Annotated in this window: 16 protein-coding genes; 13 read left to right on the top strand and 3 right to left on the bottom strand. The window is 68.7% G+C overall.

Annotated features, from left to right (window positions below; translation table 11 throughout):
* Positions 1-287 precede the first annotated feature (287 nt).
* From ACZ7LK_RS05185 to ACZ7LK_RS05130, 12 genes are all read left to right on the top strand, one after another.
* Positions 288-461: a hypothetical protein gene (locus ACZ7LK_RS05185; RefSeq protein ID WP_471138443.1), complete on the top strand. Its 174-nt coding sequence runs from the start codon at positions 288-290 to the stop codon at positions 459-461.
* A gap of 429 nt (positions 462-890) precedes the next feature.
* Positions 891-1,220 carry a hypothetical protein gene (locus ACZ7LK_RS05180; protein ID WP_471138441.1) on the top strand — a complete coding sequence of 110 codons (330 nt, stop codon included), beginning with the start codon at positions 891-893 and terminating at the stop codon, positions 1,218-1,220.
* A 163-nt stretch (positions 1,221-1,383) separates the two neighbouring features.
* On the top strand, positions 1,384-1,629 hold the full coding sequence (locus ACZ7LK_RS05175) for a hypothetical protein (RefSeq protein WP_471138439.1): 246 nt from the start codon (positions 1,384-1,386) through the stop codon (positions 1,627-1,629).
* 144 nt (positions 1,630-1,773) lie between these two features.
* On the top strand, positions 1,774-1,989 hold the full coding sequence (locus ACZ7LK_RS05170; protein ID WP_471138437.1) for a hypothetical protein: 216 nt from the start codon (positions 1,774-1,776) through the stop codon (positions 1,987-1,989).
* Positions 1,990-2,279: 290 nt separating this feature from the next.
* Positions 2,280-2,795, top strand: a complete 516-nt coding sequence (locus ACZ7LK_RS05165; protein ID WP_471138435.1) for a hypothetical protein — start codon at positions 2,280-2,282, stop codon at positions 2,793-2,795.
* Between the two features lie 110 nt (positions 2,796-2,905).
* On the top strand, positions 2,906-3,091 hold the full coding sequence (locus tag ACZ7LK_RS05160) for a hypothetical protein (RefSeq protein ID WP_471138433.1): 186 nt from the start codon (positions 2,906-2,908) through the stop codon (positions 3,089-3,091).
* 185 nt (positions 3,092-3,276) lie between these two features.
* Complete coding sequence (locus ACZ7LK_RS05155) at positions 3,277-3,513, top strand: hypothetical protein (RefSeq protein WP_471138432.1); 237 nt, start codon at positions 3,277-3,279, stop codon at positions 3,511-3,513.
* 110 nt (positions 3,514-3,623) lie between these two features.
* A complete protein-coding gene (locus ACZ7LK_RS05150; RefSeq protein ID WP_471138430.1) occupies positions 3,624-3,887 on the top strand; it encodes a hypothetical protein in 264 nt (87 codons plus the stop codon).
* Positions 3,888-3,991: 104 nt separating this feature from the next.
* On the top strand, positions 3,992-4,234 hold the full coding sequence (locus tag ACZ7LK_RS05145; RefSeq protein WP_471138427.1) for a hypothetical protein: 243 nt from the start codon (positions 3,992-3,994) through the stop codon (positions 4,232-4,234).
* Between the two features lie 502 nt (positions 4,235-4,736).
* Complete coding sequence (locus ACZ7LK_RS05140; RefSeq protein WP_471138425.1) at positions 4,737-4,943, top strand: hypothetical protein; 207 nt, start codon at positions 4,737-4,739, stop codon at positions 4,941-4,943.
* Positions 4,944-5,089: 146 nt separating this feature from the next.
* Positions 5,090-5,371 carry a hypothetical protein gene (locus ACZ7LK_RS05135; protein ID WP_471138423.1) on the top strand — a complete coding sequence of 94 codons (282 nt, stop codon included), beginning with the start codon at positions 5,090-5,092 and terminating at the stop codon, positions 5,369-5,371.
* A gap of 1,205 nt (positions 5,372-6,576) precedes the next feature.
* Positions 6,577-7,155 carry a hypothetical protein gene (locus ACZ7LK_RS05130; RefSeq protein ID WP_392276340.1) on the top strand — a complete coding sequence of 193 codons (579 nt, stop codon included), beginning with the start codon at positions 6,577-6,579 and terminating at the stop codon, positions 7,153-7,155.
* Here the strand turns inward: ACZ7LK_RS05130 and ACZ7LK_RS05125 are convergent.
* The 3 genes from ACZ7LK_RS05125 to ACZ7LK_RS05115 all read right to left on the bottom strand — a co-directional run bounded on the left by ACZ7LK_RS05125 (position 7,152) and on the right by ACZ7LK_RS05115 (position 10,491).
* A complete protein-coding gene (locus ACZ7LK_RS05125; protein WP_469464256.1) occupies positions 7,152-8,249 on the bottom strand; it encodes a class I SAM-dependent methyltransferase in 1,098 nt (365 codons plus the stop codon). The genes ACZ7LK_RS05130 and ACZ7LK_RS05125 overlap by 4 nt on opposite strands.
* Positions 8,250-8,281: 32 nt before the next feature.
* The gene (locus ACZ7LK_RS05120) at positions 8,282-8,785 is read right to left on the bottom strand and encodes a GNAT family N-acetyltransferase (RefSeq protein WP_392276338.1); all 504 of its coding nucleotides are present in this window, start codon (positions 8,783-8,785) and stop codon (positions 8,282-8,284) included.
* A gap of 164 nt (positions 8,786-8,949) precedes the next feature.
* Positions 8,950-10,491, bottom strand: a complete 1,542-nt coding sequence (locus ACZ7LK_RS05115; RefSeq protein WP_392276337.1) for an aldehyde dehydrogenase (NADP(+)) — start codon at positions 10,489-10,491, stop codon at positions 8,950-8,952.
* A 109-nt stretch (positions 10,492-10,600) separates the two neighbouring features.
* On the opposite strand from ACZ7LK_RS05115, the gene ACZ7LK_RS05110 reads away from it, so the two are divergent.
* Positions 10,601-11,368, top strand: coding sequence for an IclR family transcriptional regulator (locus tag ACZ7LK_RS05110; RefSeq protein ID WP_392276336.1), 768 nt, complete (start codon positions 10,601-10,603; stop codon positions 11,366-11,368).
* The last annotated feature ends 153 nt before the right edge of the window (positions 11,369-11,521 follow it).

The following is an 11,521-nucleotide window of genomic DNA, read 5'->3' as shown; positions in this document are numbered from 1 at the left end:
GAGCTTCTTTGATCAGATCAGCGGTCGCCCGTGCGCGAACTGCGAGGATGCCCCCGCCGCCCCTGGCGATCTCTTCTGTGAGCCCGAGTGCCGCGACGAGTACGAGGGTACCGGCGCTTACGCCGAGTGATAGAGCGTGACACAGTGTTGGGCCCCTGGGAAACCGGGGGCCTTTCGCGTTGTGGCGTTCACCACACGGGACCACCTAGCAACGTTGCTAGGTGGTGTGCTACCTTTCAGTTGTCGCCAAGGGGACAAGCCCAAGGGACAGACGAGAGGTAGAGATCATGGCTTACCGTAAGGACAAGTTCGGCATCCTCCACAAGGGTTCGGGCATGTGCGCCGACTGTGGGCGTACCGGAGAGTTCATCGACAGCGTCAAGATCCCCGGCAAGGGGCCGTTCGGCTCTAACAAGCCTCTCGCTGTCTACGCCTGCACCGACCACCGCAACAAGGGCTGACCGACCCGCTACGGGGCCCCTGGGAGACTGGGGGCCCCTCCCCTAGGAGTGACATGGATTGGGAATGGTTCCGGCCCGTAGACGGCGATCCTGACGCGCTGGACTGGTTCATAATCAAGATCCGCCGGGTGGTCAAAGGGCCGGACAAGGTCTTTCAGGGCATGAGCTTGACCATGATTGACCGGCCCCACAACGGCGAGGAGACCGAGACGCGCGAGATGTTCCCGGACCTTGACGGCGTGTTCGCGATCACGGGTCCGCTGGCAAAGGAACTGCGCTCCGAGGGTTGGGACAAGACGCCCCCGCCGCCCATGCCGGACATTCGCCCCCGCTCGTGGCCGTTCAGTGTTGCGCCGACCCCGGCACCTGTGCTTAGATTGGTTCAGCGCCGAGGGAACGAGCCCGAGGCGGGAGCGAAAGGCAACGACAATGGCACTGATCAAGGGCCGCACGTACTTCCCGGGGAAGACGGCCGTAGAGGTGGACGTTCGCTACTGGCTTGAGACGGTGGACGAGGGCGACGGGTTCACCCCCAAGGCGCTGAGCGAGCGTCAGGCGGGTGACATGCTCCGCCGGATCAAGGCCAAGCCCGAGATTGGCAAGGTGTTCGTCGTGGTCCGCGAGGTCCGCGAGCGCGTGGCCAATGCGTGTGTGCACTGCGGCTCCCGCCCTCGTACCTGGGAATGGGACTGTGACGGACAGTTCGAGAATGTGACCTGTGACTCCGAGCAGTGCCGCACTGGCCACTATGGCGAGTGAGTGAAGATGAGACCCCCGGCCGATTGGTCGGGGGTTTCGTCGTGTGTGGGCTACGTCATACGGATGAAATCACCTAGTAACGTTACTAGGTGGGGTCCGGGCGTGTTACTGTTCTCTTGTCGCCGAGGGAACAAGCCCGAGGGACACGACGAAAGGCAAGGCAATGAACCTCCGCCGAAACGGTTTCATGGATCAGGTCCGCATCACCGGCGACACCGCCGAGGTTACCCGCTACCGCCGCAAGCCCAACACGCTCGGTCGCTCCCGTACCTCCCGTGTGGTCGTCTCCAACCCGCTGGACGCGCTCCGCCCCGACATTCGCGCCACTGTCGAGCGTGTCGCCGCTGCGCGCGGTGTTCGCTTCGCTGACATCGTGGTCGTGTCCCCCACTAAGGCGATCATGCCGTAACGGCTACGCCTAGAGGATGAGACCCCCGTCAATATGGCGGGGGTTTCGTCGTGTGAGGTACCCCACCTAGTAACGTTGCTAGGTGGTCCCCCGCCTGTGCTAGAGTTCTACTCGTAAGCACGACGCGAACGAGAGGGGCCGGACATGGCGCAGCACGAGGCGAAGAACGAGGCGCAGCACCTGAGCGCCAAGGGCGGGGACGATGTCTACCTGTTCAGCGAGGGTGGGGCGTGGTGGGTCGCGTTCATCTACGCCGACCAGTCGCCGCAGTTCATCCGCTGTGACAGCGAGGACGAGGCGCGGACGCTGTACGGTCTGACGCGGGACCGCTACCGCAACGCCGAGCGCGCAACCAAGTAGCACACGGATTGGCCCCGCTGGTCTTCGGACTGGCGGGGCTTTCCCATGCCCTGACCTGCAATGATCACGGAGGGTGCCCGCCGGCCTCACTCTCCGTAGTCTGCTGCGCGGCACCTTTTCCACCGTGAACCAATCTAGGCCCTGATCTCAACCCCGTCAACCCCCTTCGCGATGTGGGTTAGGCCACACGGAAAAGACCACCTAGTAACGTTGCTAGGTGCCCGATCTCGTGTAATGTAGTGCTCACACCGAGGGGAACAAGCCCCGAGGGACACGAGAAAGGGTCAGAAATGACCGAGCAGAACACCACCGAGGCCCGCAAGATGGCCGGTAAGACCAAGCTCATGATCGGCGCGGGTGCGGGTCTCTTCGCGGTCGGCGCGCTGATCAACCCGAACGTCGAGCTTCCGACCGGTGGCGCTGACACTGTCGTCCCGATGCCCGCCGTCACTGGCCCTTCCCCGATGCCCACGCTGTCCCCGCGCCCGGTTGCTCCGGTTCAGGCCCCGGTCCAGCAGTACGCCCCGCAGGCCCCCGCGCAGGCTCCGCAGGCCCCGCAGACCATCCCGCCCATGACGATGCCCACCACGGCCCCTCAGCCCGGCCAGACGGTCTACGTTGAGGTTCCGGTCCCGGGCCCCACGGTCTACGTCACCGTCCCGGCCACCCCGGAGCCGACCAAGCCCACGGCCACCGCGTCCCCGACCGTGACCACCACTCCCCCGGTCATCCCGACCGCGAGCACCGGCACCCCGACCCCGACCGAGAGCACGAACCGCCCGACCCCGCCGCAGCCGCAGCCGTGACCTAAGCCACACGGGGGATCACCTAGTAACGTTGCTAGGTGGTCCCCCACCGTGCTATATTTCTCTTGTCGCCAAGGGAACAAGCCCAAGGCCAAGGGAAGGACCAAGACATGAACGCCAAGCCCAAGACCAAGGCAGCGAAGAACATCAAGCCGGGCGACTGGGTGAGCTTCGGTCGGCTCGCCTGGCAGGCGGGAGCGGTTGAGGTGGACGGGGATGTTACCTACATCACCTTCGGATACTTCCCCTGGGAGTACAAGAGCACCAAGCGCATGGTGATGCACTACGGCGCTTAAGCCTGAGAGACGGGGGCCCCTTCGGGGGCCCTTTGTCGTATCCGGGCCCTTTCACGTGATCACATTCACAAGCTCGGGTCACCTAGTAACGTTACTAGGTGGGTTGTACTGCGCCCCGTTCCTGTGCTTTAATGGAGTCAACGCCGAGGGGAACAAGCCCCGACAGCGAACGCGAGGAGCGCACAATGACCGTCAAGACCTCTTTCTCCGGCTGCATCTGCAACAACGGCCGCATGTCCGACCTGTGCCCCGCTGACCGCCGGGACGCTGGTCTCCACTTCTACCGGCGCGAGCTGGACGCGTTCGCTGCGCTGGTCAAGATGGGTACCGCCACCCTCGCGGACATCGAGAACGCCGAGGCCCTGTCGGCCGAGTGGGGCAAGCTCCTGAACCGTGAGGTTTCCTGCCTGTCGGCCGCGTGATCTAACCCACATGCCGGATCACCTAGTAACGTTGCTAGGTGGTCCGGTGCCGTGGTAGATTTCTCTTGTGCCCGAGGGAACTAGCCCGAGGGGAAACGAGAGGAACCGAGATGATCACGCTTACCGACACCGACCGCGAGACCTACGCCATGCCGGGTGACCTCCCCCGCACCTGGGAGGAGCGAGCCTACCGGGCCCTCGCCGGTGGTCAGGTGAACTACTGGGTGAACGTCGGTGTCTACAAGTTCGCGTTCCGCAACGTGGCTGACGCGTGGATCACCTACAGCGCCGAGGCCGATAGCGCGCAGTTCGTCTCCCTCTACCGGGCTACCGGCGGCGGGTGGGGCGAACTGATCGAGCAGAACGCCGCCTAATCTGCGAGGGGCCACCTAGTAACGTTGCTAGGTGGCCCTTTCTCGTGGTATCTTTCTCTTGTCGCCGAGGGAACAAGCCCGAGGCGGGAACGAGAGGAAACCTGATGTTCCTTCAGATTTGCCACGAGAACACCAACCGCGACATGGGCGGCGTGGAGCTTGGCGAGGGTCAGGAGATGACCGCCGAGACGATGCGCTGGGAGGCTCACGCGGCCTCGGATGCGGGTATCCTCTCTTACGACATGTACGAGGGCGACACGTACGAGCTGCGCGTGTGGGACGAGGACGTATGCGTCTGGGACATGCTCTACACGCTGTCTGACGGGTATCTGCGCCCCGTCCGCTAGTACCTAAGAACGAGGGGCCCCCTGGGAAACCGGGGGGCCTTTTGTCGTACCCGTAAACAAATGATGCTTGAAACTTCAACAAGTTGTTTAGGCTAAGTAATGGCCTGTGCCCATCCCCTCGTGACAGCGTTGTCAAACATGCCGGAACGGCCATTTACGAAACAACCTTGCGCCTCCCACCTGCACAACCTTTTAGATGTGACCACACTGTGATGATCGTCCGTATGTCGGGCTGTATCGGACATGGTTGGCTTAAACCAGTTGTTCGGAGGTGAACATCTGTCGAACAATCGTTCCCATACGCAAGACACAGGGGGGCGTCACGGTGGATGTGACCGCGCGATTGGATGTGACAGTTGATCTTTGGGTGGAGACCTCGGCGGACGGACGTACTTGGAAGCGCTCAGAGCGCGTACCAGGGGCTCAGGAGACCGGCCGGGACTGTCGGGAGCTGTACGCGATCCTGCGGACGTACACGCGCCTGATAGAGACGATCGGGCCCATGTACGACCCCGTGTCGTGCTGGTTCCGCATCGTCGTCCAAGGGACCGAAACGGGCCGGGTGTTGGCCATGGTCCCCCGTCATTGGAACGACCTAACGCAGACCTACGACCCAACGGGCGGTGACTGGGTGATCACGGACTACCCGGACGCCTATTTCGCCTGGATCGCTGATCTCATGCGGGTGAGGGTGTCGGCCAAGCTGTGAACCTCACTGCCCGTAAGCGGTGCCCAGCCGCTATGTCCGAATTACCCTAGCTCTACGCTCCAGCCGGCGTTTTCCTGGCATATACGCAGCGTCACATTCGGCCCCGCGCCCGGTAGTTGAGGGTTCGGGGCCCTACGCTGCGCCCCATGACTGGATACAGCGAGGACTACGCCCGCTTCACCGGCACCGCTGAACAGGTGATCGCCGAGCTTGAGGACCGGGCACAGGGGGCGTTCTGCATGGGGCAGAGCGAGGAGAGGGTAGCTCGGTACCGAGAAGCCGCTCAGGGGGTCCGTGAGGGCTCTTTCAGCGTCAAGGTGGGGCGAGTGATCTACAGCGTTGACAACTCGGTCAACACGGACGCACCCGCTGACGTGCCGGAACCTCGCGCAACCGGTGACGAAACGGCAGACAATCCCGTTTCGTAGGCGTACCGTTCGGGAATCATCCTCTAACTGACGGATGATCAACTTCCCGTGAGGACAACCGAATGACGACCCAAGCGGACCGTGCATCGGCACGGCGAATGTCGCTTGACTCGCACCCCCGTTCCGGGGTCGGTCAAGCATCAGTGACCGGCACCCGGGGCGGGGGTTCGGCATGGATGTAGTGGACCTGAGCTACACCACGACGCCCCCGCCCGTGACCATCTGCGCGGACTGCCGCAAAGAGATCCGGGGGCTTGCCCGACGAACGGACATCGAACGGACCTCGGGGTCACCTGCCCCCGTGTACCGCTGCATCCCCTGTGCGCTCCCTGAGAGCGTTGCAAAGCCCCGGCGGGCCCGAATCCCCCGGCGGCGTGCGTGAGGCCGGGAGACGGGCGTACAGACGCCCTAGCGCCCGCCCCTGAGATGTCCGAGCACCCGCGCCCGGAGGATCTTCAAACCCTCGCCCGAGCGGCCGGTGAGCACTCGTCTACGTGCTCCGTCTGCCGAACGGGGCGGGTCTGCGCTCTCGGGGTGCGCATGGCTGTTGCCCGTGATCTCGCTGCGGTGAGGTGACGGGGCCCAAACGGCAAGCGTGGCAACCTACCCGACTCCCTGACAGTCCGTTCGGTTCTCCCGAGGCTGCACCATCGGGAGCGGCCGGTGCGGGGCGTTCGCTAGCCCTTCTGACGGCCCAAGGAACCATCTGCGGGTACTGCGCCAATCAGCGCGCGGTGTGGTGCCCGGACTGTGGCGGGTTCGCTGGTTGCAAGACGTGTTGCCGTACCTACCGTGTCCCCTGCCCCATCTGCGCTGGGGGTACCAGAGAGAAGTGGAGACCTTGAGACCGGGGTCCGTCTGTGCCGACGCAGACGGGCCCCTTTTCGTTTCCAGAAAGAACCCGCAGGTCAGACCCGGTCCGCTAAGCTCTTGTCTCGTTAGTCCAAGGGCAGGCGATGTCGCTCCAGATCTCGACGCGCATGTGTCCGTTCTCTCCAGGTCGTGGGGCCGGGCGGTGCGGAGGCCTCCTCCGCTCAGCCCCTCAACCGCCGGCCGGGCCGGTACATTCCCGCAGCTCGTGGGTGACCCGGCGGCTCCTTCCCAGGTGGTGCCTCGCTCTCTGAGTACGGGTACTCACGACGATCGCCGCTGTGGTGCGGGACGATGCTGCGGCCCGCCGTGCCGCATCGGAAATGGAGTACACAGTGAGACGTCCCCTGCTGCCCGCCGCCCTCGCCGCGCTGGTGCTGGTGACCGGCTGCGGCACGGAACGGGTGGTGCCGGCCGGTCCCTCCGGCTCCCCGGACCCGGACTACGCGGCTCGGCGGAAGGCCGGCCTCACCGAGCACGACCGGAGGTTCCCGGGCGTCGCCGACCGGTGTGCGGACGTCCGCCCCGGCCCGTCCGCCGCTGCCCCCACCGGTCCGCTCCCCGCGGGGGAGCCGTACGACCCGGAGCGGGCGAAGTACGCCGAGAACCACGCGTTCCAGCAGCAGCTCCCGATGAAGGCCGACGCCGAGTGCCGGGGGCGGGCCCATGCCGACCGGATCGCCGGGGCCCTGGCGGGGGTGCGCGACGAGGGCGGTCTGCGGGCGGCGCTGAGCAAGCTGGGCTACCCGGCGGACGGCACCGAGGTGTACGGCTCGGGCCCGGCCCTCGCCTTCAGCCTGATGGTGCCGGGGGCCGGCCCGTGCGTCACCGGGTTCACGGGCCCGCCCGTGAGGGTGGAGGCACACGGGCCGTACATGGAGGGCGGGTGCGTGAAGCCCCGCGGGGGGCACTAGGCGGTCGTCGCCACGTAGTAGACGTTCAGCGGGTCGCCCTCGATCGAGCGGACCTGTACGTCGGTGAAGCCCGCGGCCGCCAGCATGCGCCGGGCGGTCTGTTCGCCCCAGACCGTGCCGAGCCCGGCGCCTCCGGTGCTCAGCGAGGTGGTCATGCAGTAGAAGACCGAGAAGCCGTAGAGCGCGGGGCCGAAGGGGTGGCCGAGGTTCTCCTCCAGGTTGCTGGAGGCGGCGATGTCGCCCATCAGGAAGGTGCCGCCGTCGCGGAGGGACGCGGCGACGGCGTCGAGGGTCTCCTGCGGCCGGGCCAGGTCGTGGATGACGTCGAAGGCGGTGACGAGGTCGTACCGCCCGGTGATCTCCGTGGAGTCGCCGACCGTGTAGCGCAGGTTGTCCAGAGAGAGCCGTTCGGCCTCGCGGCGGGCGGTGGCGATGCCGTCCTCGGAGCGGTCGAGGCCGTGGAAGCGGCTGCGCGGGAAGGCGCGGGCCAGGACGAGCGGGGCGCGTCCCTGGCCGGTGCCGACGTCCAGGACGTCGATGCCGTCGTGCAGCCGCTCGGTGAGACCGGGGACCAGCGGGACGATCGCGTCGACCAGGGCGGCGTCGTACACCCTGGCCGTCTCCTGGGCCTGGAGCGCCTGGAAGCGGGGGTACGCCGTGTACGGGACGCCGCCGCCCTCCCGGAAGGACCTGACGACGCCCTGTTCGACCTCTCCCATCAGGGCGACGTAGGGCATCATCCCGGCCAGGTTGTCGGGTCCGGCGGCGGTGGTGAGCGAGGCGGCGTGCTCGGGCGGCAGCGCGTAGGTGGCACCGTCCGGCTCGTACTCCAGGATGCCGCCCAGCACCATGCCGCCGAGCCATTCGCGGACGTACCGCTCGTCGAGGGCCGCCGCCCCGGCGATCTCGGCGCTCGTGGCGGGCGGCAGGGTGCTCATGGTGTCGAAGAGGCCGGTCTGGTGGCCGACGCTGGTGAGCAGGGCCAGTGCGCCCTTGTTGAAGACGTCGACCATCAGCTCGGCGAAGGCTTCCCGGCGGGCCGGGTCGGGGGGCCGTTCGCCGGCCGGGAAGGCCGTGGGGTCCGGGACTGCCATGATCCCTCCATGGGCCGGTTTGCTCCTCTTCGTCACGTTACGCCGTGATCGCGGTCCCGGTCCTTCGGAGAGGCGACGGCGAACCGCAGCACCAGGTGGTCGCCGGACCTGGGTGCGTCCGGGTCCGGGTACCAGCCGTGACGGGCGTAGAAGGCCTGGGCACGCCGGTTGTGCTCGAAGACCTCCAGGCGGGCCGTGGTGGCGCCGGCCGCGCGCCAGGCCTCGACGCAGGCGGTGTGCAGCCGGGTGCCGATGCCCCGGCGCCAGTGCGCGGGGGCCACGTGGAACTGGGTCAGGGTCAGCACGCCGTCGACGGGCCGGAAGGCCGCGACGCCCACCACCTCCCCCGCCCGCTCGGCGCACAGCACGGCGTCGCCGCGGTCGATGGCCGCGGCCCAGCCGGCCCGGCCGCGGGCGAGTTCGGCGGGGCCCTCGAAGTCGGCGTCCGGGATGTGGCCGCGGTAGTACGTGGCGCGGGCCTCCCGGTGGAGGGCGGTGATGGTGTCGAGGTCCTGGGGGGTGGCGTATCGGATCATGCGGGGAAGGACGACCGGCCGCCGGCGCCGGTTCCGGCGGTGGCCCCGGTCCGCTTCCGGTTCCGCTTCCGGTTCCGGTTCCGCTCGCGCCGGGCGCCGGCGCACCGTTGGGCGACCGGGCGGAGCGGGGCGGCGTCGTTCGCGCGGCGGCCGGGCGCGGGCGCTCAGGCGCGGGACGGGTGCTCCATCCGTCCGTCCACGCGGCGCGGCAGGCCGAGCGGGTTGTCGTCGCGCAGCTCGGGCGGGAGGAGCGGCTCGGGGGTCGACTGGTAGGTGACGGGGCGCAGCCAGCGTTCGACGGCGGTGCCGCCGACGGAGGTGGAGGTGGAGGTGGTGGCCGGGTAGGGGCCGCCGTGGTGCTGGGCGGGGGCGACGGCGACGCCGGTGGGCCAGCCGTTGACGAGCACCCGGCCGGCGAGCGGGGTGAGCGCGGCGAGGAGTTCGGCGCCCCGTCCCTCGCCGGCCGCCTCCCGCGACGAGAGGTGCAGAGTGGCCGTGAGGTTGCCGGGCAGGCGGGACAGCACGGCGGTGACCTCGTCGTCGCCGTCGTACCGGGCGACGACGGTGACGGGGCCGAAGCACTCCTCCAGCAGCAGGTCGTGGGTGCCCTCGGTGGCCAGCTTGGCGGCGGGCACGGTCAGGAACCCGGGGCTGACGGTGTGCTCGTCACCGGCGCCGGGGGTGACGGGGGCCTCGACGTCCGGGAGCGCGGCGCGTTCGGCGACGCCCTCGACGAAGTTGTCCCGCATGCGGTGGTCGAGGAGCACGCCCTCGCCCACGCCCTTGACCGCGCCGGCCAGGGAGGCGACCAGTTCGTCGCCGCCCGCGCCGGTGGGCGCCAGCACCAGGCCGGGCTTGACGCAGAACTGGCCCACCCCGAGCGTCATCGACCCGGCCAGCCCGGTCCCGATCTGCTCGGCGCGCTCGGCGGCGGCCTCCTCGGTGATCACGACGGGGTTGAGGGAGCCGAGTTCGCCGTGGAAGGGGATGGGTACGGGGCGGGCGGCCGCGGCGTCGAAGAGCGCCCGCCCGCCGCGCACCGAGCCGGTGAACCCGGCGGCCGCGACCAGCGGGTGGCGGACCAGCGCGACGCCCGCGTCGAAGCCGTGCACCAGGCCGACGACGGCCTGCGGGACGCCGGCCAGCGCGGCGGCCCGGCCGAGGAGGGCGGCGGCCAGTTCGGAGGTGGCCGGGTGGTCGGGGTGGGCCTTGACGACGACGGGGCAGCCGGCGGCGAGCGCGCTGGCGGTGTCGCCGCCGGGCACCGAGAAGGCGAAGGGGAAGTTGGAGGCGGAGTAGACGGCGACGACGCCGAGCGGCACCTTGTGGCGGCGGAGGTCCGGGACGGGCGGGGTGGCCGTGGCGTCCGGGTGGTCGATGATCACGTCGAGGAAGGCACCCTCGTCGACGATGTCCGCGAAGGCCCGCAACTGGTAGCAGGTGCGGGCCAGTTCGCCGGTGAGCCGGGCGCGGCCGAGGGCGGTCTCGGCGTCGGCCACCGTGACCAGCCGGTCCTCGGCGCCGCCGAGGACGTCGGCGGCGGTGCGCAGGAACGCGGCGCGCACCGCGCGGTCGGCGAGCCCGCCGCGGGCCGCGTGCGCCGCGCGTACGGCGCGGTCGACGTCCTCGGCCGTGGCCTCGACGGCGACCGCTTCACGCCGCTTCCCGGTTCGGGGGTCGACACTCCACACTTCTGCTGCTGACACCGCTACGTCCTTCCAGTCCACCGAGGTTGTTCGGTATTCTGAACAGCGTTCCTGATGATGAATGGGACTCTATTGACGGGCGCGGTGGGTCACAAGAGGGGCGAGTCGAATGGCAGCTGAATCCGGCGGGGCGCAGGTCAAGTCCGCCGTCCGCACGGTGGAACTCCTCGAACACCTCGCCGGCAGCCCCGGCATGCACTCCCTGGCCGCCGTCCAGGAGGCCGTGGGCTACCCCAAGTCGAGCCTCTACATGCTGCTGCGCACCCTGGTGGAGCTCGGCTGGGTCGAGACGGACGCCACAGGCACCCGCTACGGCATCGGCGTGCGCGCCCTGCTGGTGGGCACGTCGTACATCGACGGTGACGAGGTCGTCGCCGCGGCCCGCCCCACCCTCGACCGGCTGTCCGACGACACCGCCGAGACGATCCACCTGGCCCGGCTCGACGGCACCGACGTCGTCCACCTCGCCATCCGCCAGTCGCAGCACCATCTCCGCCCCTTCACCCGCGTCGGACGCCGGCTGCCCGCCCACTCCACCGCGCTGGGCAAGGCGCTGCTGGCCACGTACAGCGACGAACGGGTCCGCGCGATGCTGCCGGAGACGCTGCCGGCGCTGACCGAGCACACCACCACCGACCGGGAGCGGCTCATCGAGGAGCTGCACTCCGTCCGCGAGCAGGGGTACGCCGTGGACCGCGAGGAGAACACCCTGGGCCTGCGCTGCTTCGGCATCGCCATCCCCTACCGCACCCCGGCGCGGGACGCCATCAGCTGCTCGGTCCCGGTCGCCCGGCTCACCCCGGCGCACGAGCAACTGGTCAAGCACGCCCTGTTCGACGCCCGTGACCGGCTGACGCTGGCCACCCGGCGGCTGTGACGGACGCCGTCCTCCGGGAGGTGCGCGGCTCCCCCGTCGCCGGCCACGACCGGGGCTTCGCGCCCGCGCGGGGCGAGGGCACCAGCGCGGTGGTCGTCCTCCTGGGCGGCTGACCGTCCTCCGCCGCGCGGCGGAGAGGGTTCACCGCCGGGC

This window comes from Streptomyces sp. NPDC039423, from assembly GCF_055598725.1.
Note: the sequence above shows the minus strand (reverse complement) of the source record. Positions and strands in the feature narration are given on the sequence as shown.